General features: G+C 73.4%; 17 protein-coding genes, 1 pseudogene and 1 riboswitch. Of the genes and pseudogenes, 2 read left to right on the forward strand and 16 right to left on the reverse strand.

All coding sequences use genetic code 11. From position 1 onward, the window contains the following. Positions 1–37 precede the first annotated feature (37 nt). A riboswitch (cobalamin riboswitch) is annotated at positions 38–176 on the reverse strand. A 103-nt stretch (positions 177–279) separates the two neighbouring features. From AC3X7Z_RS01760 to ligA, 6 genes are all read right to left on the reverse strand, one after another. Next, positions 280–1689 (reverse strand): prenyltransferase/squalene oxidase repeat-containing protein, encoded by a 1410-nt coding sequence (locus AC3X7Z_RS01760; RefSeq protein WP_489974801.1) that lies wholly within the window; start codon positions 1687–1689, stop codon positions 280–282. Between the two features lie 162 nt (positions 1690–1851). After that, entirely contained in the window at positions 1852–3360 is a 1509-nt protein-coding gene (gatB, locus tag AC3X7Z_RS01765) for an Asp-tRNA(Asn)/Glu-tRNA(Gln) amidotransferase subunit GatB (protein ID WP_489974802.1), read from the reverse strand. Position 3361: 1 nt separating this feature from the next. Continuing rightward, the gene (gene gatA / locus AC3X7Z_RS01770; protein ID WP_489974803.1) at positions 3362–4906 is read right to left on the reverse strand and encodes an Asp-tRNA(Asn)/Glu-tRNA(Gln) amidotransferase subunit GatA; all 1545 of its coding nucleotides are present in this window, start codon (positions 4904–4906) and stop codon (positions 3362–3364) included. After that, positions 4906–5205 (reverse strand): Asp-tRNA(Asn)/Glu-tRNA(Gln) amidotransferase subunit GatC, encoded by a 300-nt coding sequence (gatC, locus tag AC3X7Z_RS01775; protein ID WP_489974804.1) that lies wholly within the window; start codon positions 5203–5205, stop codon positions 4906–4908. The genes gatA and gatC overlap by 1 nt, the downstream gene beginning before the upstream one ends. A gap of 117 nt (positions 5206–5322) precedes the next feature. Beyond that, positions 5323–6570, reverse strand: a complete 1248-nt coding sequence (locus tag AC3X7Z_RS01780; RefSeq protein WP_489974805.1) for a calcium-binding protein — start codon at positions 6568–6570, stop codon at positions 5323–5325. Between the two features lie 80 nt (positions 6571–6650). Beyond that, a complete protein-coding gene (ligA, locus tag AC3X7Z_RS01785; protein WP_489974806.1) occupies positions 6651–8792 on the reverse strand; it encodes an NAD-dependent DNA ligase LigA in 2142 nt (713 codons plus the stop codon). A 180-nt stretch (positions 8793–8972) separates the two neighbouring features. Between ligA and AC3X7Z_RS01790 the strand changes: the two genes are divergently transcribed. Next, a complete protein-coding gene (locus AC3X7Z_RS01790; protein ID WP_489974807.1) occupies positions 8973–9575 on the forward strand; it encodes a TetR/AcrR family transcriptional regulator in 603 nt (200 codons plus the stop codon). 90 nt (positions 9576–9665) lie between these two features. Further along, positions 9666–11285, forward strand: coding sequence for an MFS transporter (locus AC3X7Z_RS01795; protein WP_489974808.1), 1620 nt, complete (start codon positions 9666–9668; stop codon positions 11283–11285). A 9-nt stretch (positions 11286–11294) separates the two neighbouring features. Here AC3X7Z_RS01795 and AC3X7Z_RS01800 read toward each other — a convergent pair whose 3' ends face one another. The 10 genes and pseudogenes from AC3X7Z_RS01800 to AC3X7Z_RS01845 form a co-directional block, all read right to left on the reverse strand. Beyond that, positions 11295–12284 (reverse strand): uroporphyrinogen decarboxylase/cobalamine-independent methonine synthase family protein, encoded by a 990-nt coding sequence (locus AC3X7Z_RS01800; protein WP_489974809.1) that lies wholly within the window; start codon positions 12282–12284, stop codon positions 11295–11297. Then, positions 12281–13234 (reverse strand): serine hydrolase domain-containing protein, encoded by a 954-nt coding sequence (locus AC3X7Z_RS01805; RefSeq protein ID WP_489974810.1) that lies wholly within the window; start codon positions 13232–13234, stop codon positions 12281–12283. The genes AC3X7Z_RS01800 and AC3X7Z_RS01805 overlap by 4 nt, the downstream gene beginning before the upstream one ends. Next, positions 13231–14358 carry a tRNA 2-thiouridine(34) synthase MnmA gene (mnmA, locus tag AC3X7Z_RS01810; protein WP_489974811.1) on the reverse strand — a complete coding sequence of 376 codons (1128 nt, stop codon included), beginning with the start codon at positions 14356–14358 and terminating at the stop codon, positions 13231–13233. The genes AC3X7Z_RS01805 and mnmA overlap by 4 nt, the downstream gene beginning before the upstream one ends. Continuing rightward, positions 14355–15536 carry a cysteine desulfurase family protein gene (locus tag AC3X7Z_RS01815; RefSeq protein WP_489974812.1) on the reverse strand — a complete coding sequence of 394 codons (1182 nt, stop codon included), beginning with the start codon at positions 15534–15536 and terminating at the stop codon, positions 14355–14357. The genes mnmA and AC3X7Z_RS01815 overlap by 4 nt, the downstream gene beginning before the upstream one ends. A gap of 144 nt (positions 15537–15680) precedes the next feature. Next, positions 15681–16802, reverse strand: coding sequence for a glutamate 5-kinase (gene proB, locus AC3X7Z_RS01820; RefSeq protein WP_489974813.1), 1122 nt, complete (start codon positions 16800–16802; stop codon positions 15681–15683). Then, complete coding sequence (gene obgE / locus AC3X7Z_RS01825; RefSeq protein ID WP_489974814.1) at positions 16792–18360, reverse strand: GTPase ObgE; 1569 nt, start codon at positions 18358–18360, stop codon at positions 16792–16794. The genes proB and obgE overlap by 11 nt, the downstream gene beginning before the upstream one ends. Positions 18361–18446: 86 nt before the next feature. Beyond that, complete coding sequence (rpmA, locus tag AC3X7Z_RS01830; protein WP_135840891.1) at positions 18447–18701, reverse strand: 50S ribosomal protein L27; 255 nt, start codon at positions 18699–18701, stop codon at positions 18447–18449. A 45-nt stretch (positions 18702–18746) separates the two neighbouring features. After that, positions 18747–19046 carry a 50S ribosomal protein L21 gene (rplU, locus tag AC3X7Z_RS01835; protein ID WP_056908626.1) on the reverse strand — a complete coding sequence of 100 codons (300 nt, stop codon included), beginning with the start codon at positions 19044–19046 and terminating at the stop codon, positions 18747–18749. Between the two features lie 776 nt (positions 19047–19822). Beyond that, a pseudogene (locus AC3X7Z_RS01840) lies at positions 19823–22702 on the reverse strand (Rne/Rng family ribonuclease); the annotation flags it as partial. A gap of 322 nt (positions 22703–23024) precedes the next feature. Continuing rightward, entirely contained in the window at positions 23025–23747 is a 723-nt protein-coding gene (locus AC3X7Z_RS01845; RefSeq protein WP_489974815.1) for a TIGR03936 family radical SAM-associated protein, read from the reverse strand. Positions 23748–23799 lie beyond the last annotated feature (52 nt).

The raw sequence follows: 23799 nt of genomic DNA on the forward strand, positions 1-23799 counted from the left end.
GCCGGTCCGCCCTCGCTGCATTCCTCGACAGCGATGGTGATCAAGACGCGTCGAGGCAGGTGTTCCGGCTCGCACGGGATCGCTCCCGTGCCCACGGTTGCGGGTCAGCGCCGGTTTCGGACCGGCTTTCCCCAGCTCGGGCGTGTGTGGTGCCGACCCGGACGGGACGGCCCGTGCAGCGTATCCCCCGCCGCTGCCCGGACGCACCTCGGCCCGGCGTCGTGGGACGCCGGGCCGAGGTGGTGGTGCCGTGCAGCTGGTGGTGCCTTCAGGAGTGCGTCAGTTGCGCACTCGCAGCGACGTACGCGCCTCGTCGTCCGCGGTCTTCACGAGAGCCACGCGGCGCTGGTTGCCGGTCGGCAGCAGGAGCTTGCGCACGATCTTGCCGCCGTTCTTCTTGCCCGTCAGGTGCAGGAAGTCGCCCTTGACCTGCAGGCAGGCGCTCTCGCTGGGAGCGAGGCCGAAGACCCGGAACTGGACGCGGTCACCGGCGCGGGCCTGCTTGCGCACCGAGACGATCCGCAGCTTCTCCGTGCTCGCCGGGGCGAACTGGAGACCGAGGATCGCCTGTGCGGTGGCCCGACGCCACTCGTCGCGGGCCGTGGCGGGGATGCCGGTGGTCTCGGCGGGAGCGATCTCCTGCGGGCGGTAGGCCACCGCCCCCGTGTCCTTGGTCAGCGCGGTGCGGCACTTGAACTTGTCGACCGGCTGGTTCTTGCGCACCCACAGCGCGGCCTTGAGCGCCGCGTCGCGGTTCTTCAGCAGGCCGAGGGCGTAGCCGCCGAGGGCCGTGGTGTTGGTGTTGATCTTGCTGACGGGCGCGGCGGCGCGGAACGCTCCGCTCCCCCTCTGGCGCTTGGCGAGCCACGTGCCGGCCTTGGCCAGCGCGCCCACGACGGCGGGGCTGGTGTCGCCCGACTCGACCAGGTTGATCACCGCGAGGGCGGTGGCGTCCGGGTCGGCCGCGCTGCCGGCCGCGCCCTCGGTGCACGACTGGTTGGGCACGTCGGCGTTGGCGAAGGCGACACGGAAGTAGCCCGACGAGCACTGCTGCTTGAGCAGGAAGTCACGCGCCGCGGCGGCCTCGGTCGACTGGGCCAGCGTGAGGACACGCACGGCGTAGGACTGGCCGATCACGTTGGCGTAGTTGCCGGACGCCGACTTGTCGAAGATCCGGCCGGCGATGGCGGCGGCCTGCGGCTGGGCGGCGGGGTCCGCCGGCACGTCGGCGGTGCGCTCCTGGAGGCGGGCGATCAGGTTGACCCCGCCGTAGCTGGTCGGGTTCTGCTTGGCGGTCCAGGCGAACACGGCGGCCTTGGCGAGCGGACCGGCGTAGGACTCCGTGGTGCCGTCGCCGACGTAGTCGGCGATGCGCGGCTCGAGGGAGTTGTTGATCGCCGTGATGGTGCCGCCCTGGTTGGCGACGGTCGAGAGGCCGAGGCCCGTGTCGACGGTGAGGCCGAGGTCCGGGCCGGACTGGCCGACGATCAGCCCGTTGCTGAGCTCTCCGGCGAGCCATTGGGCGGCGATCGTGGACGGGGTGCTGTCGGTGTTGACTGCGGCCTTGGCGGCGCGCAGGGCAGGCGTGGGCTCCGCCGACGCGGGCGGAGCGGCGAGTACGCCGACCCCCAGGGCTGCGGTCGACAGGGCGACCAGAGCCGTGCGGACGGGTCGAATGCGATGGTGCATGACTTCCTTCCCGCTCGCAGAGGTCGTCACGGCCGCAGGCCGCGGCCGACCACTCCCCCGGTGCTGCGAGCGTTGGTTGGTGATGTGACCAATGTGACTCGCCATCACCCTAACAAGTTGTCTAGACCTGGCGGTCAACACCGAATCCGCCGAAAGTCGCCCTCAGGTGAGCTTCTCCAGGATCAGCTCGCGGACCCGTCCGGCGTCCGCCTGCCCGCGCATCTCCTTCATCACCGCGCCGATGAGGGCACCTGCCGCGGCGACCTTGCCGTCGCGGATCTTGTCGGCCACGTCGGGGTTGGCGGCGATCGCGTTGTCCACCGCCGCGCCGAGCGCGCCGTCGTCGGAGACCACGGCCAGGCCGCGCTTCTCCACGACCTCGTCGGGCGTGCCCTCGCCCGCGAGGACGCCCTCGAAGACCTGGCGCGCGAGCTTGTCGTTGACGACCTTCTCGTCGACGAGCGCCTGGATGCGCGCCACGTCGGCGGGGGTGATGGGCAGGTCGACGAGGTCGACGCCGTCCTCGTTGCTGCGGCGGGCCAGCTCACCGAGCCACCACTTGCGGGCGGCCTGGGGGGCGGCGCCCTCGGCGATGGTCTGCTCCACGAGCCCCAGCGCGCCGGCACCGACGGTGTCGCGCATCTCGAGGTCGCTGAAGCCCCACTCGGCCTGCAGTCGCGCCCGGCGCACCGTGGGGTTCTCCGGCAGCGTCCCGCGCAGCTCGTCGACCCACTCGCGGCTCGGGGCCACGGGCACCAGGTCGGGCTCGGGGAAGTAGCGGTAGTCCTCCGCGTCGGACTTCTCGCGGCCGCTCGTGGTGATGCCGGTGTCCTCGTGCCAGTGGCGGGTCTCCTGCAGGATCGTCCCTCCGCTGCTGAGGATCGCGGCGTGCCGCTGCATCTCGAAGCGCACGGCTCGCTCGACGGAGCGGAACGAGTTGACGTTCTTGGTCTCGGTGCGGGTGCCGAGCGTGCCGCTGCCCTTGGGCGCGAGCGACAGGTTGACGTCGGCGCGCAGGTTGCCCTGGTCCATCCGGGCCTCGGACACGCCGAGCGCGACGATCAGCTCGCGCAGCTGGGCGACGTAGGCCCGGGCCACCTCGGGCGCCCTGGCCCCGGCGCCCATGATCGGGCGGGTGACGATCTCGATGAGCGGGATCCCCGCGCGGTTGTAGTCGACCAGCGAGTAGTCGGCGCCGTGGATCCGCCCGGTCGAGCCGCCGACGTGCAGCGACTTCCCGGTGTCCTCCTCCATGTGGGCGCGCTCGATCTCGACGCGGAAGGTCTCGTCGTCGCCCCCCTCGACCGGCACCGTGACGTCCATCCAGCCGTCGAAGCAGATCGGCTCGTCGTACTGCGAGGTCTGGAAGTTCTTCGGCATGTCCGGGTAGAAGTAGTTCTTCCGGGCGAAGCGGCACCACTCGGCGATGTCGCAGTTGAGCGCGAGGCCGATGCGGATCGCGGACTCGACGGCCTTGCGGTTGACCACGGGCATCGCCCCGGGCAGGCCGAGGCAGGTCGGGCAGACACCCGCGTTGGGCTCGCCGCCGAAGACGGCCGGGCAGCCGCAGAACATCTTGGAGGCCGTGTTGAGCTCCACGTGGACCTCGAGGCCGAGGGCGGGGTCGTAGGCCGCCAGCACGTCGTCGAAGGGCATCAGGGTCTCGGTCACGTCAGTTCACCTCGGCGGTCGGGGCGCCGGCCAGCGCCGGAGCCTTGTCGAGCAGCGGGCCGCCCCACTGGTCGGCGTGCAGGGCCTCCAGGGCGGCACCGACGCGGTAGACGCGGTCGTCGGCCAAGGCGGGGGCGAGCACCTGGAACCCGGTCGGCAGGCCGTCCTCGTCGGCGAGGCCGTTGGGCACCGAGATGCCCGGGACGCCGGCGAGGTTGGCGGGGATGGTGGCGAGGTCGTTGAGGTACATCGCCATCGGGTCGTCGAGCTTCTCGCCCAGCCGGAACGCGGTCGTCGGGGCGGTCGGCGACACCAGCACGTCGACCTCGCCGAACGCCGCGTCGAAGTCGCGGCTGATGAGCGTGCGGATCTTCTGCGCCTGCCCGTAGTAGGCGTCGTAGTAGCCGCTGGACAGGGCGTAGGTGCCGAGGATGATGCGGCGCTTGACCTCGTCGCCGAAGCCGGCGTCGCGGGTCGCGCGCATCACCTCCTCGGCGCTCGGCGGTGTTCCGTTGGGGGCAGCCTCGGGGGTCACCCGGAGGCCGTAGCGCATCGCGTCGAACTTCGCGAGGTTGCTCGAGGCCTCGGCGGGGAGGATGAGGTAGTAGGCGGCGAGGGCGTGCACGAAGGACGGGCACGACACCTCCACGACCTCGGCGCCGGCCTCGACCAGCAGGTCGACCGACTCCTGGAAGCGCGCCATCACGCCCGGCTGCCAGCCGTCGCCGGCCAGCTCGGTGATCACGCCGACCTTGACGCCGCTCATGTCGCCGGCGGCACCGGCCCGCGCGGCCTCGGTGAACGAGGGCCAGTCCTGCTGGATCGAGGTGGAGTCGCGCGGGTCGTGACCACCGATCACGTCGTGGAGCATCGCCGCGTCGAGCACCGTGCGGGTGACCGGCCCGGCCTGGTCGAGGCTGTTGGCCAGCGCGACGAGGCCGTAGCGCGACACCCCGCCGTAGGTCGGCTTCACGCCGACGGTGCCGGTGACGGCGCCGGGCTGGCGGATCGAGCCGCCGGTGTCGGTGCCGATGGCGAGGGGCGCCTCGAACGCCGCGACCGCGGCGGCCGAGCCGCCGCCGGACCCGCCCGGGATCCGGTCGAGGTCCCACGGGTTGCGGGTGGGTCCGTAGGCCGAGTGCTCGGTCGAGGAGCCCATCGCGAACTCGTCCATGTTGGTCTTGCCCAGGATCGGCAGGCCGGCCTCGCGCAGGCGGGCCACGACCGTGGCGTCGTAGGGCGGCACCCAGCCCTCGAGGATCTTCGAGCCACAGGTGGTGGGCAGGCCGCGGGCGGTCAGCACGTCCTTGACGGCGATCGGTACGCCGTCGAGCGGGCCACGCGCCTCGCCGCGGGCGCGACGGGCGTCGGACTCGGCGGCCTCGGCGAGGGCCCCGTCGCGGTCCACGTGCAGGAAGGCGTGCACGGCCCCGTCGACGGCCTCGATGCGGTCGAGGTGGGCCTCGGTGAGCTCGACCGAGGTGACCTCGCCGGCGGCGAGGCCCTCGGCGAGGGCGGCAGCGGTGCTGCGGGTGACGTCGTTCATCAGGCCTCCTCGCCCAGGATGCGCGGGACGGAGAAGCGGTGGCCCTCGACCGCGGGGGCGCCGGACAGCGCCTCCTCCGCGGTCAGGCCGGGCACCACCACGTCGTCGCGGAAGACGTTGGTCAGCGGGAGCGCGTGCGAGGTGGGTGGCACGTCGTCACCCGCGACCCCGTTGATGGAGGCGACCGAGTCGAGGATGACGCTCAGCTGGGGGGCCAGGTGGTCGAGCTCGGCGTCGGAGAGGTCGATGCGGGCGAGCATGGCCAGGTGGGCCACCTCGTCCCGGGAAATCTCGGGCATGGAGTGAATCCTAGGTCCACCCCCGGTGCGCGCCCGCCCCCGGTCGGGGCACGCGGACGGATCGTCCCGACCGTGTCGACGATCGCCTCCGCGTGCGAGGACGGGCGCGCGAGTCACTCAGCAGCTGGACCGCTTCTCCGCTGCCTTGCAGGTGTCGTTGCCGCCGCGGCCGCGCGCGATGTCGAAGCCCTTGCCGCCGTCGAGCCGGTCGGGCTGCGAGGAGCCGGTCATCACGTCGGCGCCGCCGCGGCCGTAGATCTTCACGCGGTGGTCGGGGTCGGCGGTGATGACCTCGGAGTCGTTGCTGCCCTTGAAGATCGACAGCGTCCGGGCCGGCAGCACGATGTCGCTGAACCCGTTGATCCTGCCCTCGACGGTGGCGGGGATCAGGCCGCGGATGGTGGTCCTCTTGAGCTGGTCGATGCGCACCGTGGGCTTGACGGCCAGGTTGGAGCTCGGCAGCAGCCGCAGCTTGTCCTGCCCGCCGTTGCCCCGCGCGGAGAAGCCCGACTCGGTGGGGAGCGGGAAGGTGACGGTGTCGACGCCGCTGCCGCCACGGAGCTGCTGGGGCAGCTCGGAGGTGGACGTCAGGGCGTCGGAGCCGCCGCCGCCGACGAAGGAGTCGGAGCCGGACGTGCCGCTCAGGGTGTCGTCGCCGGCGTCGCCGTAGAGGCGGTCGTTGCCCACGGCGTCGGACGCGTCGGCGAGGATCGTGTCGTCGCCGCCCCGGCCGAAGATCGTGTCGTCGCCCCCGCGGCCGTGGATGACGTCGTCGGAGTTGGTGCCCTTGACGGTGTCGGCGTGCGGGGAGCCGATCAGGCGGACGCCGCCGCCGACGCCGGTCACGGTGTCGTTGCCGTCCGCGGTGATCGGGACGGTCGCGGCCGCGCCGAAGTCGACCACCACCGGCGCGGGTGCGTGGACGTAGGTCACGCCGTCGGGTGTCACGGTGGTGCCGTCGCTGGCCGGGCGCGGGTCGTGACCGAGGTCGATGGCGTCGTCGCCGGCTCCGCCGGAGAGGGTGTCGCCCGTCTTCACCACGCGCCCGAACTGGTCGGTCCGGACCAGGTCGGCCTCGCCGTAGAGGCGGTCGTTGCCGTCGCCGCCCATGATCGTGTCGGCGCCCTCTCCCCCGCAGATCACGTCGTTGCCGCCGAGCCCGCGGATGGTGTCGTTGCCGCCGCGGCCCACGATGACATCACGCTGCGGGGTGCCGGTGAGCGAGTTGGCCTTGTCGTCGCCCACGATGGTGGCCCGCAGGCCGCCGCAGCTCGGCGCGGCGTGCGCGTGGGGGGCCACGGCGAGCGGCGCGATGAGACCGGCCGCCGCGACGACGGCGGGGACGAGGTGACGGGCGAGGCGCATGCTGACTCCAAGACGTAGGTGGGTGCAGGGTTATTGACCCCGGTGCGGGCTCGCCAAACCTCGCGGGCGCCACGAAGTGCTCAGGAGAGGCCCTCGGGCCCCTTCTCCAGCAGCACGGTGAACTGGTCCTCGTCGAGCACGGCCACGCCCAGCTGCTCGGCCTTGTCGGCCTTGGAGCCGGCGTTGTCGCCCACCACGACGTAGTCGGTCTTCTTCGACACCGACCCCGACGCCTTGCCGCCGCGGCTGATGATCGCCTCCTTGACCGAGTCGCGGGTGTAGTGCTCCAGCGAGCCCGTCGCCACGATGGTGAGGCCCTCCAGGGTGCGCGGCACCGACTCGTCGCGCTCGTCGGCCAGGGCGAGGTGGCGCGACCACTTCTCGACGATGTCGCGGTGCCACGGGACCTCGCGCCACTCCACGACGGCGGCGGCGATCGTCGGGCCCACCCCCTCGGTGGCCGAGAGCTCCTCCTCGCTGGCGGCGTCGATCGCCTCCCACGAGCCGAACTCCTGGGCCAGCGCGCGGGCGGCGGTCGGCCCGACGTGGCGGATGGAGAGCGCCACCAGCACGCGCCACAACGGCGCGGCGTGGGCCTTGTCGAGGTTGTCGAGGAGGCGCTGGCCGTTGGCGGAGAGCTGCGGGCCCTCCTCGCCCTTCTTGGGCGCCCTGGTGAACAGCGAGGTGGTGCGGAGCTTGTCGGCGTCGAGGTCGAACACGTCGCCCTCGTTGGTGATCGCCCCCGACGAGAGCAGGGCGCTGGCCGCCTCGTAGCCGAGCCCTTCGATGTCGAACGCCCCGCGACCGGCGACGTGGAAGACGCGCTCGCGCACCTGGGCCGGGCACTTCTCGTGGTTGGGGCAGCGCAGGTCCTTGTCGCCCTCCTTCTGCTGCGCGAGGGTCGAGCCGCAGGCCGGGCACTCGGTGGGCATGACCCACTCGGCCAGGCCCTCGGGCCGCAGCGCGAGCACGGGGCCGACGATCTCGGGGATCACGTCGCCGGCCTTGCGCAGCACGACGGTGTCGCCGGGCCGGACGTCCTTGCGCCGCACCTCGTGCGCGTTGTGCAGCGTGGCGCGCTCCACGGTCGACCCGGCGACCCTGGTCGGCTCCATCACCCCGAACGGCGAGACCCGTCCGGTGCGCCCGACCTGCACCTGGATGTCGAGCAGCCGGGCGTTGACCTCCTCGGGCGGGTACTTGAACGCGATCGCCCAGCGCGGGGCTCGGGAGGTGGAGCCCATCCGGCGCTGCTGCGCCACGTCGTCGACCTTGACCACGACCCCGTCGATCTCGTAGGGGACGATCGAGTGACGGTGCTCGCCGGCGTGCTCGATGTAGGCCTGCACGTCGGTCAGCGTCGGCACCACGCGCACCTGGTCGGACGTCGGGAGCCCCCACGCCGCGAGCGCCTCGTAGGCGTGGGACTGGGCCTTCGGCTCGAAGCCACGCCGCTCGCCGACGCCGTGGCAGACCATCCCGAGGGCCCGGCCGGCCGTGACGCGGGGGTCCTTCTGCCGCAGCGACCCCGCGGCGGCGTTGCGCGGGTTGGCGAAGGCGGGGCGGCCGGCCTCGGTCATCGTCAGGTTGAGCCGCTCGAACGCCTCGACGGGCAGGAAGACCTCGCCGCGCACCTCGAGCAGCTCGGGGACGGGGAAGCCGTCGGCGGCGGTGAGCCGGTGGGGCACCGAGTCGATGGTCTTGACGTTGGGCGTGACGTCCTCACCGGTGCGCCCGTCGCCGCGGGTGAGGGCCCGCACCAGCCGCCCGTCCTCGTAGAGCAGGTTGATGGCCAGGCCGTCGACCTTGAGCTCACACAGCAGGTCGGGCTGCGTGAGCCCCTCGCGCCCGAGGCGGGCGTACCACCCCTCGAGCTCCTCGTAGGTGAAGGCGTTGTCGAGGCTCTCCATCCGCTGGAGGTGGTCGACGGCGGTGAACTCGGTCGACACCGCCCCGCCGACCTTCTGGGTGGGCGAGTCGGGGGTGCGCAGCTCGGGGAACCGCTCCTCCAGCTCCTCGAGCTCGCGCAGCCGCACGTCGAAGTCGGCGTCGGAGAGCGTGGGGTCGTCGAGCACGAAGTAGCGCCAGCGGGCGTCCTCGACCTGCTCGCTGAGCTCGCGGTGGCGCTCACGCGCCTCGGGCGGGGCGGACGCGACCGTGACGTCGGAGGAGGTGGCCGGGGCGTCGCCGGCCTCGGGGCCGGTCTGCTGCGACGTGCTCATGGGCACAGTCTGCCGGTCGGGACCGACAGGGCGCGCGGGGTGGCGGCCGTGGCCCCGGGCGCACGGCGGCAGCGGTGGTGGTCTGGACCGGATGAAACGGACTTGTTCCATCGGGGAGGACGTGCCTAGGCTCGGTGAAACGAAACCGTACCGTTTCACTTCGACGCAGGGAGGTGTGCAGTGATCCCGACCGCGGCCTGCATCCGCCCGCGCGTGAAGGGCCAGCGCGAGCTCGAGATCCTCGAGGCGACGCTGGAGGTGCTCGACGAGGTCGGCTACGACCTGCTGACCATGGATGCCGTCGCGAGCCGCGCCAAGGCGTCCAAGGCCACGCTCTACCGCCGCTGGAAGGGCAAGCCCGAGCTCGTCGTGGCGGCGATCATGGCGCACAAGGGCCAGAACGTCGTCCCCGACACCGGCACCCTGCGCGGCGACCTGATGGCCGCCTACTGCGGTGCCGGCGGGCTCAACGACCCGCTGGCGCAGACCGTGCTGACGGCCGTGGTCACCGCGATGGGTCGCGACCCCGAGTTCGCCGAGATCTACCGTCGCGACCTCATCGGACCCAAGATCGCCATCTCGCGGGTGATCTACGAGCGGGCGCGCGAGCGCGGCGAGGTCCACCCCGACACCGACCTCACCATCCTCGCGCCCTCGCTCGCCGGCATCGTCCTGCACCGGGCGTTCCTCCTCGGCGAGGCCGTCACTCCCGAGCTCGTCGGGCGGGTGCTCGACGAGGTCATCCTCCCCGCGGCCCTCTGCGGACCAGCGCCCACGGCCTAGCCCGTCCTCGGGCCACGCCCACACCACGTCCGGCGCCGCTGTCGGACCCTCCTGCTCCACTCGACTGCACGACCGTTCGAAGGACGTCCCATGACCGACAGCACCCTGGTCGCCGACGAGGTGACCCCCGAGCAGCAGCACCGACTGCGGTGGGCCCTCGTGCTCATCTCCCTCGCGCAGCTGATGGTGGTGCTCGACAGCACCATCGCCAACATCGCCCTGCCCTACATCGGCACCGACCTGTCGATCGACCAGGCCAACCTCCAGTGGATCGTCACGGGCTACGCCCTGACCTTCGGCGGCTTCCTGCTGCTCGGCGGCCGGCTCGCCGACCTCTACGGCCGACGGCTGGTCTTCATCGCCGGCGTCCTCGTGTTCGCCGTCGCCTCGCTGGTGGGCGGCTTCGCGCAGAACGAGGTCATGCTGCTCAGCGCACGTGGCCTGCAGGGCCTCGGCGCCGCGATGGCCTCCCCCGCCGCGCTGGCGCTGATCACGACGACGTTCCCGGCGGGTCGTGAGCGCAACCGCGCCTTCGCGGTCTACGCCGCCATGGCGGGCATCGGCGCCGCCGTGGGCCTGATCCTCGGCGGCTGGCTGACCGGTCTCGACCCGATCCTGGGCCTCGAGGGGTGGCGCTACACGTTCCTCATCGTCGTGCCCATCGGGCTGACCGCGGCCCTGCTCGCGCCCCGGTTCTTCGACGAGTCCGAGCGCCACACCGGGTGGCTCGACGTGCCCGGCGCGATCACCGGCACCGGAGCGCTCCTCGCCATCGTCTACGGCCTGTCCCGGGCCGGCGACGAGCGCTACGGGTGGAGCGACACGACGACCGTCGCGAGCCTCGCCGTGGGCGTCGCGCTGCTGGGCGCCTTCCTGCTCGTGGAGTCCCGCGTCCAGCACCCGCTGATGCCGTTCCGCATCTTCCGCAGCAAGAACCGCGCCGCCGCGTTCGCCGTGATGATGATCGTGCCGGCCGCGATGTTCGCGATGTTCTTCTTCCTCTCGCTCTTCATCCAGCTCGTGGTGGGCTACTCCCCGCTCCACACCGGCGTGGCGTTCCTGCCGTTCTCGGTCGCGATGATCATCTCGGCCACCGCCGCCTCGAGACTGATCAGCCACGTCGACCCCCGGCTGCTCTCCGGGGTCGGCACCCTGTTGTCGGCCGCGGCGCTCTACGGCTTCAGCCGGATCACGGTCCCCGAGGACCCGGGCTCGATCCTGGCGACCCTGCCGCAGTCCATGGGTGGCCAGGGCGTCGCGCTGGGCGACGGCGTCAACTACTGGACCGAGCTGCTGCCCTTCATCGTCTTGATGGCGTTCGGCATGGGGCTCAACTTCGTGCCGCTCACCCTGGTCGCCGTGCACCACCTGCGCGCGCAGGACACCGGCATCGGCTCCGGGGTGCTCAACACGATGCAGCAGGTGGGCGGCGCGCTCGGCCTGGCGACGCTCAGCACCGTCTCGCTCCACTTCGCCCAGTCGCGCGCCGACGACATCGCGCCGGCCATCGCCGCCGCGTCGCCCCGGCTCGACGAGTCGGCGCTCGGCCAGCTGGCCTCGCTCGGCTCGTTCACCGAGGGCGCCACGATGGCGTTCTTCGTGGGCTCGCTGATGATGCTCGCCGCCTCGGCGATCGTGTGGCTGTTCCTCGACGTCAAGCACGAGGAGCTCGCCACCGAGGCGGCTCCCGAGGGCGTCGGCGCGCACTGATCGGCGGCGTCAGAGGTTGCGGGCCACCGCGGCCGAGAGGCGTACGGCCCTGCCGGCCCACTCCGGGGTGGCGCCGGCGAGGCCGCACGCCGGCGTGACCACCAGGTGCTCGCCGACGGCGTCCGGGTCGAGGCCCAGCATCTCGAGCCAGCGCTGCACCCGCTCGGTGGTGCGCACCTCCGAGGCCTCACCCGTGGGGTCGGTGGACGGCACCACGCCCAGCGCGGCGGTGCGGCCCGACTCCAGCGCCTCCGCGAACGTGTCGAGGTCGGCCGGGCCGAGCGTGTCGAGGTCGGCCGACAGCCCCCGCGCCCCGGTGCCCGCCACGAGCGACCACGGCGTCTGCGCGGCGCACGAGTGCACCCACGCCTCTCCCCCGGCCTCCTCCACCGCCGCGACCAGCCACTCGAGGTGGGCCGAGGCCTCGGGCAGGTCGACCGTGCGGTGTCGGCCGAAGCCGCTGGCGGTCGGCACCCGGCCGCCCACGACGGCGGCGAGGGAGGGCTCGTCGACCTGCACGATCCAGCGCTCGACCCCACGGATGCGTCGCTGGAGGTCGGCCAGGTGGGCGCGCACGCCCTCGGCGAGCGCCTGGGCGAGGTCGCGCCGGGCGCCGTGGTCGCTGAGCACCTTGTCGCCGCGGGGCTTCTCGACCGTGGCGGCGAGCGTCCACGGGCCGACGACCTGGGTCTTGAAGGCGCCTGCGTAGTCCTGTGCCTGCTCCTCGACGGTGTCGAGGTCCTGGGCGAGGAGCGACCGCGCCCGCCGGTGGTCGACGCCGTCCGCGTCGGTGAGCCGCCAGCCGGCCGGCTGGAGGTCGGCGCCCAGCCCGTCGACGACCGCGAGCCCGCGCCCGATCATCCCGGCCGTGACGCCCCGACCCGGCACCTCGGGCACGTGCGCGAGGTCGGACAGCTCGCCCAGCACGAGACGGGTCGCCTCGGCGTGGTCGGCGTCGGTGGTGCCCGGCATCGAGCCCACCCCGGTCGCGCGCGTCACGAGTCGCCTGCCTCGGCCAGCAGCCGTGCGGCGGCGCCGTCGACGGAGCGGGTCGAGGCGCTCACCAGGGCCACCCCGGTGCCGCTCTCGCGGTCGACGCCGACGAACGACCGGAAGCCGCCCGTCCCGCCGTTGTGCCACGTCACCGTGCTGCCCAGCAGCGGTCCGGTCAGCCAGCCGGCGCCGATGCGCATCCTGCCGGCGAGGGGGGCGACCGGGTCCATCGCGTCCGCGCCGACCACGGTCCGGTCGAGCATCGCCCGCAGGAGCAGCGCGAGGTCCGTGGCGGACGACCGCACACCCCCGGCGGGCGCGAGGGACTCGTTGGCCCACGGCTCGGTCTCGCGGCCGCTCCGGCCGCGCGGTACGACGGCCCCGGCTCGCAGGTGCTCGGTCGCGGTGGGCACGTAGGTGTCGGTGAGCCCGAGCGGCCCGGCGAGCCGCTCCGCGACCAGGTCGGCGTAGGGCCGTCCCGCCGCAGCCGCGACCGCGTGGCCGAGCAGCTCGAAGCCGAGGTTGGAGTAGGAGGGCCGCGACGAGCGGCGCACCTTCACGGAGCCGAGCAGGGCCAGCAGGTCGTCGAGGTCCTCGCGGTAGGGGTTGCGACCGTGACGCCAGAGGTCCCAGGTGCGGCGCGCCATGTCGGGCCCGACGACCCGCGGCAGCCCCGAGCTGTGCGTGGCGAGGGCCGTGAGCGGGATCCGCGCCAGCCGGGGCGGGACGTCGAGGTGGTCGCCGAGCAGCGCGTCCTGCGCGAGCTCGCCCCGTGCGATCGCATCGCGCCAGAGGAAGCCGGTGACGCCCTTGCTCACCGAGCCGAGCTCGACGTCGGCGTGGTCGTCGGCGCCGACGGCGCCCACCTCCACGCTGCCCGGGCGCACCAGCGCGACGACGTACGTCGTGTGGCGCGGACCGAGCACCCGCCCGGCGCGCGCGGCGAGATCGCTCATCGGGCCACTCCCGCGGGCCGCGTCGCGGCGATCGTCGCCGAGCCGACGACGCGGGTGCCGTCGTAGATCACCGCGGCCTGGCCGGGGGCGATGCCCTCGGCCGGGTCGATCAGGTCGATGTCCACCCGGTCGCCCGCCACCGTGACGACCGCACGGTGCTCGGCGCCGTGGGCGCGCAGCTGCACGGTGCCGTCCACGCGCTCGGGCACCGTGCCGCACCAGCGGGGCCGGGTGCCGGAGACGTGGTCGACGGCGAGCCGCTCGCGCGGCCCGACGGTGACGGTGCCGCTGACCGGCTCGATGTCGAGGACGAACCGCGGCTTGCCGTCGACCGCGGGCACGCCGAGCCGCAGGCCGCGGCGCTGGCCGATCGTGAACCCGTAGGTGCCGGTGTGGGTGCCGACCGTCTCCCCCGTCGTCGCATCGACGATGGCGCCGCCGTGGTTGGGCGCGCGGTCGCCGAGCTTCTCGCGCAGCCAGCCGGCGTTGTCACCGTCGGCGACGAAGCAGATGTCGTGGGAGTCGGGCTTGTCGGCCACCAGCAACCCGCGCGCCTCGGCCTCGCGGCGCACGGCCGGCTTGTCGGTGTCGCCGAGCGGGAAGAGGGAGTGCCGCAGCTGCTGCTGGTCGAGCACGCCGAGGACGTAGGACTGGTCCTTGGCGTGGTCGGCGCCGCGGTGCATCTCGATCAGGCCGTCGGCACCGGTGCGCAGCTGGGCGTAGTGACCGGTGGCGACGGCGTCGAATCCCAGCGCCAGCGCCCGGTCGAGCACGGCGGCGAACTTGATCTTCTCGTTGCAGCGCAGGCAGGGGTTGGGCGTGCGGCCGGCGGCGTACTCGTCCATGAAGTCCTCCACGACGTCCTCGTGGAAGCGGTCGGAGAGGTCCCAGACGTAGAACGGGATGCCGATCACGTCCGCGGCGCGGCGCGCGTCGTTGCTGTCCTCGATGGTGCAGCACCCCCGTGCGCCCGTGCGGTAGGACGCCGGGTTGCGGCTCAGGGCCAGGTGCACGCCGGTCACGTCGTGGCCGGCCTCGACCGCGCGGGCGGCCGCGACGGCGGAGTCGACGCCGCCGGACATCGCGGCGACGACCCGCAGCGGACCGGTCGCCGGTGCTGTCATCGGGCCCGGGCGGCCCGCGCCCGCTCCACGACCGGGCCGATCGCCTCGACGAGGGCGTCGACGTCGGCAGAGGTGGACGTGTGGCCGAGGGTGAAGCGGAGCGAGTGCCGAGCCTGGTCGTCGTCACATCCCATGGCGAGCAGGACGTGCGAGGGCTGCGGGACGCCCGCGGAGCAGGCCGACCCGGTGGAGCACTCGATGCCCCGGGCGTCGAGCAGCATCAGGAGCGAGTCGCCCTCGCAGCCGGGGAAGCCGATGTGGGCGTTGCCGGGCAGCCGGCGCGACCCGGGAGGGGTGCCGTGCAGGTGCGCGTCGGGCACCACCTCGATCACGCGGCGCACCAGGTCGTCGCGCAGGGCGGCGACGCGCAGGGCGTGCTCGGGCTGCTGCTTGACCGACGCCTCGACGGCAGCGGCCAGGCTGGCGATGGCCGGCACGTCGAGGGTGCCGCTGCGGATGTCGCGCTCCTGCCCGCCGCCGTGCACGAGAGGGCTCACGGCCAGGTCACGTCGTACGACGAGGGCCCCCACGCCGATGGGCCCGCCGAGCTTGTGCCCGGTGAAGGTGAGCGCGTCCACCCCGCTCGCGCCGAAGTCGAGGGGCACGTGGCCCACCGCCTGGACGGCGTCCGTGTGCACGGGGATGCCGTGCTCGGCGGCGACGGCGACGACCTCGTCGATCGGCTGCATGGAGCCGACCTCGTTGTTGGCCCACATCACCGAGACCAGGGCCACGGACGCCGGGTCCCGGGCGATGGACTCGCGGAGGGCGTCGACGTCGAGGACACCCTCGGACGTCACCGGCAGCAGCTCGACGTCGGCCCCGTCGGTCTCGGCGAGCCAGTGGAGCGGGTCGAGCACGGCGTGGTGCTCGATGGCGGTGGCCAGGATGCGGGTGCGCCGCGGGTCGTCGGCGCGGCGCGCCCAGAAGACCCCCTTGACGCCGAGGTTGTCGGACTCGGTGCCACCGGAGGTGAAGACGACGTCGCCCGGCCGGGCGCCGATCACGCCCGCGATGGTCTCGCGAGACTCCTCGACCACCCGCCTCGCGCCGCGTCCCGAGGCGTGCAGCGAGCTGGCGTTGCCCACGTCGCCGAGGTGGCGGGTCAGTGCCTCGACCGCGACCGGCAGCATCGGCGTGGTCGCAGCGTGGTCGAGGTAGACGCGCGGCTGGTTCATGTCCAGCCAAGCGTACGCGGCGACCCGCGCCGCCCGGCCACCGTCCCCGTAGCCGCGCGGACGTTGCTCGCGCCCGGACCGCGTGGTCCGCGGTGCCCGATCACGCCCGGCGGACCAATGTCCGCGCGCCTGCGTCGTGGCGGGTCAGAGCAGGACGAGGTCGTCGCGGTGGACGACCTCGCGCTCGTAGGCCGCGCCGAGCGCCGCCTTGAGCTCGCTGGTGGAGCGGCCGAGGAGGGCGGGCAGCTCGTCGGCGTCGAAGTTGACCAGGCCGCGGCCCACGAGCGCGCCGGACGGGTCGAGGAGGTCGACGGCGTCGCCGGCGACGAAGCTGCCGTCGACGGCCGTGATGCCGGCGGCCAGCAGGGAGGCGCGACGCTCGACCACCGCGCGCACCGCGCCGGCGTCGAGGCTGAGGGTGCCCTGCCCCGACGTGGCGTGGGCCAGCCAGAGCAGACGGGTGGGCCGGCGCTTGCCGGTGGCCTCGAAGTGCGTGCCCACCTCAGCGCCGGTGAGCGCGGCAGCGGCCTGCTCGGCGGAGGTGAGGAGCACGTCGATGCCGGCACCCGTCGCGATGCGTGCCGCGTCGACCTTGGTGGTCATGCCGCCCGTGCCGACACCCGCCGCGCCGGTCGACCCGATGGTGACCGTGGCGAGGTCGTCCTCGGAGCGCACGACGGGCACCAGGCGGGACCCGGCGCGCGACGGCGGGCCGTCGTAGAGGCCGTCGACGTCGGAGAGCAGCACGAGCAGGTCGGCGTGCACGAGGTGCGCGACCAGGGCGGCGAGGCGGTCGTTGTCACCGAAGCGGATCTCCGAGGTGGCGACGGTGTCGTTCTCGTTGACGATCGGCACGACACCCAGCTCGAGCAGCTTGGCGAAGGTCTGGTGGGCGTTGCGATAGTGGGCGCGGCGGGTGACGTCGTCGACGGTCAGCAGCACCTGGCCGGTGACGATGCCGTGGCGAGCGAACTCCTCCTGGTAGCGGTGGGCCAGGAGCCCCTGCCCCACCGACGCGGCCGCCTGCTGCGCGGCGAGGCCACGCGGACGCCGCTTCAAGCCGAGCGGCGCCAGGCCCGCGGCGATCGCGCCGGACGACACCAGCACGACCTCGGCGCCGCGGTCACGTACGGCGGCGAGCACCTCGACCAGCTGGCGCACCCGAGCGGGGTCGATGCCACCGGCGGCGGTGGTCAGCGACGACGAGCCGACCTTGACGACGATGCGGCGGGCGCCGTCGACCAGGGTCGAGCGGTCAGTCGTCACTGCCGTCCCAGTCGGGGTCGTCCTTGCTGCCGATCTCGTAGGCCATCGGGCCGACGCCGGAGCTGCCCGTGCTGCGGGAGCGGCCCTTCGCCTTGCGCTCCTCGTCGAGTCGGCGGGCCACGTCGGCGCGGGCCTCCTCCTCGGACTTGGTCTCCATCGCCTCGGCGATGTCGCGGCGCCGCTCGCGGGCCGGGCGGTTCTCGCGGAGCCGCTCGTCCTCGCCACGGCGGCCGAGCATCTCCGCGCCCGCGGCCTCGATGCTGGGCTTGAAGTCGAAGACGACCGAGTTGTCCTCGGGGCCGATTAGGACCGTGTCGCCCTCCTGCGCGCCCATCTTGGCGAGCTTGAGCTCGACCCCGAGCCGGTTGAGGCGGTCGGCGAGGAATCCCACGGCCTCCTCGTTGCTGAAGTCGGTCTGGCGCACCCAGCGCTCGGGCTTGGGACCGCGCACCCGCCAGCCCTCCTCGGTCTGCACGACCGTGAAGTCGCCGCCGCCGTCGGCCGCGGGAGGACGCAGCACGATGCGCTGCGGCTCGACGGACGGCTTCTCGGCGCGGGCGGCCTGGACGATCTCGGCCATCGCGAACGTCAGCTCGCGCAGGCCGGCACCGGACGCCGCGCTGACCTGGAAGACCCGGTGCCCACGCTCGCGCAGGTCGTCGGCGACCATGTCGGCGATGTCCTGGCCGTCGGGCACGTCGACCTTGTTGAGGGCGACCAGCCGCGGCCGGTCCTCGAGCCCGCCGTAGCGGGCCAGCTCGTTCTCGATCACCTCGAGGTCGTCGAGCGGGTTGCGCCCCGGCTCGATGGAGGCGGTGTCGACCACGTGCACCAGCGCGGCGCACCGCTCGATGTGGCGCAGGAAGTCGTGGCCGAGGCCGCGGCCCTCCGCGGCGCCCTCGATCAGGCCGGGCACGTCGGCGACGGTGAAGGTGGTCTCCCCCGCCGTCACGACGCCGAGGTTGGGCACGAGGGTGGTGAACGGGTAGTCGGCGATCTTGGGCCGCGCCCGCGAGATCGCGGCGATCAGCGACGACTTGCCGGCGCTCGGGAACCCGACGAGACCGATGTCGGCGACGACCTTCAGCTCGAGGCGTACGTCGAGCTCGTCGCCGGGCTCGCCCAGCAGCGCGAAGCCGGGGGCCTTGCGCTTGGACGAGGCGAGGGCGGCGTTGCCGAGCCCGCCACGACCGCCTTGGGCCACGACCAGCGTCGTGCCGGCACCGACCAGGTCGGCGAGCACGTTGCCGTCGCCGTCCTTGACCAGGGTGCCGTCGGGGACCGCGAGGACCAGGTCCTTGCCGTGGGCGCCGTTGCGGTGCCCGCCCGCCCCGTGGCCGCCGTGCTCGGCGCGGCGCCGGGGGCTGTGGTGGTAGTCGACGAGCGTGGTGACGCTGGGGTCGACCTCGAGGATCACCGACCCGCCGGGGCCGCCGTTGCCGCCGTCGGGGCCGCCGAGGGGCTTGAACTTCTCGCGGTGGACCGAGGCCACACCGTTGCCACCTCGTCCCGCTGCGACGTGCAGCGTCACGTGGTCGACGAACGTGGGGAGGGCCATGGGTGTCCTAACGGGGGGTGGTGAAGCACGAAGGGCGCCCCCAGACAGGGACGCCCTTCGCAGGAATGCTCAGTGTCGCGGTGACGTCACTCGCCGGGGACGATGTTGACGACCTTGCGACCGCGGCGGGTGCCGAACTCGACGGCGCCGGCCTGCAGGGCGAAGAGGGTGTCGTCGCCACCGCGGCCCACGCCGGTGCCCGGGTGGAAGTGGGTGCCGCGCTGGCGCACGATGATCTCGCCGGCGCCGACGACCTGACCGCCGAAGCGCTTCACGCCGAGGCGCTGGGAGTTGGAGTCACGGCCGTTCTTGGTGCTCGCAGCACCCTTCTTGTGAGCCATTGTTCAGTCCTTCTGGCGAGTGGGTGGTCGACCTCGAGCGCGAGCTCAGAGGGAGATGTCGGTGACCTTGACCTGGGTGTACTTCTGGCGGTGACCCTGGCGCTTCTTGTAGCCGGTCTTGTTCTTGTACTTCTGGATGATGATCTTCGGGCCCTTGGTGCGGCCGGTGACCTCGACGGTCACGCTCGCCTTGTCGAGGCCGGTGGCGGTGACCTTGTCACCGTCGACGACCATCACCACGGGCAGGGTGAGGGTGTCGCCGGCGGCGGCCATCGCGTCGATCTCGATGACGTCGCCCACGGCAACCTTCTGCTGCTTGCTGCCACTGCGCACGACTGCGTACACGGCGAGTCACTCTCCTCGATACGAACTTCAGGATGAAAAACTGTCGGACTGCGCACGACACCGCCTGGTGGGCGGGTACGCCGCGGGGCGGGCGCGCAGAATCGGTGTGTCGAGCACCGAGGGTCAAGACTACGGGATCGGGTGCCGACCGGGCAAAACGAGGCCCGGTCGGCGCCCACCCGGGCTCAGCGCTTGCGCGAGCCCTTCTTCTTGATCGGGACGTGCCCGACGACCGGGAGCTCCCCGGGACCGCCGCCCGCGGCGTCGGGGGCACCGTCCACGGCAGCATCCGCGGCACCGTCCGCCGCCGCCTGAGCGCCGGCGGCGGGGGCCACTCCGGGCGCAGCCTCGGCACCAGTCGCGGCCGCCGAGCCGGCACCTGCCGGCGGACCGGCAGGACGACTCGCGGAGCGGCGGCGCGTACGCGTCACCACGCGCGGCTTCTCGACCTCGACCGGCGCCGCCTCCACGGGGGCGGCGGTCTCGGCGGGGGGAGCCGTGATCTCGGTGATCTCGGCCGCCGTCTCGGGCTCGGCCGCCGTCTCGGGCTCGGCCGCCGTCTCGGGCTCGGCCGCCGTCTCGGGCTCGGCCGCGGTCTCGGGCTCGGCCGCGGTCTCGGGCTCGGCCGCGGGAGCCTCCGTGGACCCGGTGGGCTCCTCGGCGTCCGACGACTCGGACCCGGCCTCGTCCGCGGGACGCTCCTGACGCGCCATGGCGGCCACGTCCTTGGGCGAGGGCGCGTGGGAGGTCTCGGTGGGCTTCGCGCCGGCGTCGCCGTTGCCGGAGTCGTCGCCGGCTGCACCGCGGCGCCCGCCGCGGCGCCGCCCGCCGCGGCGGCCCTCGCCGCCGTCGTCGGAGCGGGCGTCGGGGTCGACGGGCTGGTCCTTGATGACCACCCCGCGTCCGTGGCACTGCTCACAGGGCTCGCTGAACGCCTCGAGCAGGCCGGTGCCGATCCGCTTGCGGGTCATCTGCACCAGGCCGAGCGAGGTCACCTCGGCGACCTGGTGGCGGGTGCGGTCGCGGCCCAGGCACTCGACGAGGCGGCGCACCACGAGGTCGCGGTTGGACTCCAGCACCATGTCGATGAAGTCGACGACGATGATGCCGCCGATGTCGCGCAGCCGGAGCTGGCGCACGATCTCCTCGGCCGCCTCGAGGTTGTTCTTGGTGACCGTCTCCTCGAGGTTGCCCCCGGAGCCGGTGAACTTGCCCGTGTTGACGTCGACCACGGTCATGGCCTCGGTGCGGTCGATGACCAGCGAGCCGCCCGAGGGCAGCCAGACCTTGCGGTCGAGGCCCTTCTGGATCTGCTCGTCGATGCGGTAGGTCGCGAACACGTCTCCGCCGGTCGCACCCCGCTCGAACCGCTCGAGCCGCGACGCGAGGTCGGGAGCGACCGACTCCACGTAGTCGTGGACGGTGTCCCACGCGTCGTCACCCTCGATGACGAGCTTGGAGAAGTCCTCGGTGAAGAGGTCGCGCACCACCTTGAGGGTCAGGTCGGGCTCGCCGTAGAGCATCTGAGGACCGGAGCCCTTGTTGGTCGCCTTCTTCTCGATGGACTCCCAGCGGGCCTTGAGCCGCTCGACGTCGCGCGTCAGCTCCTCCTCGCTGGCGCCCTCCGCCGCGGTGCGCACGATCACGCCGGCGGTGTCGGGGACGATCTCCTTGAGCAGCGACTTCAGCCGGCTGCGCTCGGTGTCGGGGAGCTTGCGCGAGATGCCGGAGGTGGTGCCGTCGGGGACGTAGACCAGGAAGCGCCCCGCGAGGCTGACCTGGCTGGTCAGGCGCGCGCCCTTGTGGCCGACCGGGTCCTTGGTGACCTGCACCAGCACCATCTGGCCGCTGGAGAGCACCGACTCGATCTTGCGCGGCTGGCCCTCCTTGTGCCCGAGGGACTGCCAGTTGACCTCACCGGCGTAGAGGACCGCGTTGCGGCCCTTGCCGATGTCGATGAAGGCGGCCTCCATCGACGGGAGCACGTTCTGCACCCGGCCGAGGTAGACGTTGCCGATGAGCGAGGTCTGCGACTTGCGCGCGACGTAGTGCTCGACGAGGACCTTGTCCTCCAGCACGGCGATCTGCGTGAGGTCCTCGCGCTGGCGCACCACCATCACGCGCTCGACCGACTCGCGCCGGGCGAGGAACTCCGCCTCGCTGACGATCGGGGCGCGGCGACGGCCGGCCTCGCGGCCCTCGCGGCGGCGCTGCTTCTTGGCCTCGAGGCGGGTGGAGCCCGAGACGGCGGTGATCTGGTCCTCCGCGGAGCGGGCCTTGCGGACCCGCGTCACGGTGTTGGCGTCGCCGTCGTCGGATGAGCCCTCGTCGCCGGAGCGGCGGCGGCGGCGACGCCGCCGCGAGCTGCCCTCGCCACCCTCGCCCGAGTCCGAGTCCGAGTCCGAGTCGCCCTGGCCGGTCGACCCGCCGCTGCTGCCGGCGTCCTCGGGCGCCTCGGCCGAGCCGGTGTCACCGGGCTCGTCGCCGGAGTCGGCAGTCGTCTCGCCGCTGCCCTCACCGGACTTGCGGCGGCGACGACCGCCGCGGCGGCGGCGACGGCGACCGCCACCCTCGCCGTCGGACTCGTCGCTGTCGTCGGTGTCGTCACTGCCCTCGGTGGGGGCCTCGGCGCTGGCCTCGGCGCTGGCCTCGGTGGTCGCCTCGTCCGTCGCCTCGTCGGCGTCCTCGTCCTCGTCGGCGGTCAGCGACGCGTCGACGTCCGGCTCGACCGGGGCTGCGGCGGCCGCCTTCCTGCCGGACCGGCGAGCAGACTTCCGCGGGGCCCTCTCGGCGCCCTCGGCCGAGACCTCGGCGACGTCCTCGGAGGTCGCCTCGCCGGCGGCAGCGTCGGCGGGACTGCCGGCAGCCTTCTTCGCGGTCGACCTGCGGGTGGTGGACCTCTTGGCCGGGGCAGGAGCCTCGGCGGTCCCGGTGTCCGCCGTCGGCGTCGCGGCGTCGGTGGGCTCCTCGGCGACCTCGGCCGGAGCCGGCTTCTTGCGCGTGCGGCGGGTGGTGGTGGTCACGACCGGCGGCTGGAACAGCACGGCGTGGCCGGTGGCGGCGTCGGTGCCCTCGTCGGTGGTCTCAGGGGCGGCGGTGGTCCCGGCCGGCGCGCCGGCGTCCTCGGCGGCGGGGACGGCTGCGGCCTTCTTGGCGCCGGTCCGCCTGGCGGGTGCCTTCTTGGCCGGGGTCTTGGCCGCGGTCTTGCGTGCCCCCCGCCTGGCGGGAGCCGCAGGCGCCTCGGAGGTGCCCTCGGCCACCGCGGGCGCGTCGGGGGCGTCGGTAGTGCTCGGAAGGTCGGCGGTCACCGGCTCGGGAGCGTCGGACTCCGGAGCCTGGGCGGTCTTCTTGGCGGCGCTCTTGCGCGCCGGCGCCTTCTTGGCGGGCGCGCGGCGCGTGGCCGTCTTGCGCACCGCGGGTGCGTCACCGGCCTGCTCACCGCTCGGCTCACCGGCTGCGGGCTGCGCGGCGGTGCTCTCGGCGGTGCTCTGGACGGGGTGGTCCGCGGCGGGCGCGGAGGCGGGCGCCGCCTTCTTGGCGGGTGCCTTGCGCGTGCGGCGCGTCACGACGGGCGCGGCCGGCTCGGTCGCGGCCTCCGGAGCCGGGGTCCCCGACTCGGTGCGGCCGGGCTGGGCGTTCTGGTCATCACTGAGCATGTGGCGCTCCTCGGGCACCGTCGCGGTGCCGATACGGCGTCCGCCGCTCACGCGGGACGATCACGGGGACGCAAAGCTTCTGTGGCGGCGACCCCCTCCGCGGGTGCGTCTCCGAGCGAGGCGGGGCGCCACCCGCCGCGGTCGCCGGGCCACCCGAGTCGCTGTCACCGACTCTTGTGACCGCGTCGCGGTCCGGTGACGTCCATCCCGCTCGGGGTGCCGACCACGGGTGCGGCCGGCGAGAACGTCGTCGGCTCGACGGATCCCGACGGTGATCGGGGCGTCGAACGTGGCGAGTATCGCACACCGGGCCCGGGGAGACCTACGCGCGAGCCGCCAGCGGGTCGCCGATCTCTCCGGACGGGAGCAACGGGCCCTGGGCCAGCCGGGTCATCAACGGCGCCTCGCCGACCGAGAGACCAGCGACGGCCTCCAGGGCGCGGAGCACGTCGTCGGGGCGCACCGACGGCGTGCCGTGCCGCAGCACCACGTCGAGCGTGGTCCGGCCCTCCCCGTCGTCGGGCAGCACGACCAGCGACGCCACGGCGTCGCGCGCGTCGAACTCGCGCATCCCCTTCTTGGTCATCCGCTCCACCAGGACCTCGTCGGCGGCGAGGAAGCGCGCGACGGCGTCGACGACGGTGGCCCGGTCTGCCACGACCGCGATGCGCCAGCGGCTCGCCTCCAGCAGGTCGGCCAGCGACCCGCCCGTCGACTCGACGACATCCAGGACGTCGAGGCCGGGCGGCAGCGCCTCGTCGAGCACCGCGTGCACCTCCGCGGGGACGAGCACCTCGGCGAGCGCCAGCTCGAGGTACTCCGCCTCGCTCGCCGAGCCGGTCGGAGCCGCGCCGGCGTAGGAGATCCGCGGGTGCGGGTTGAACCCCGAGGAGTAGGCCATCGGGATCCGGGCTCGGAACACCGCGCGCTCGAACGCGCGGCTGAAGTCGCGGTGGCTGGTGAATCGCAACCGGCCCCGCTTGGCGTAGCGGACGCGGAGCCGCTGCACGGGCGGAGCTTGCTGCTGGGGCTGGTCCTTGGGCACGGCGCAACGGTAGGGCACCCGTATAGTGCGGCCGGTCCCACCGCTGAGCTGG

Source organism: Nocardioides sp. Z24_21, from assembly GCF_058134345.1.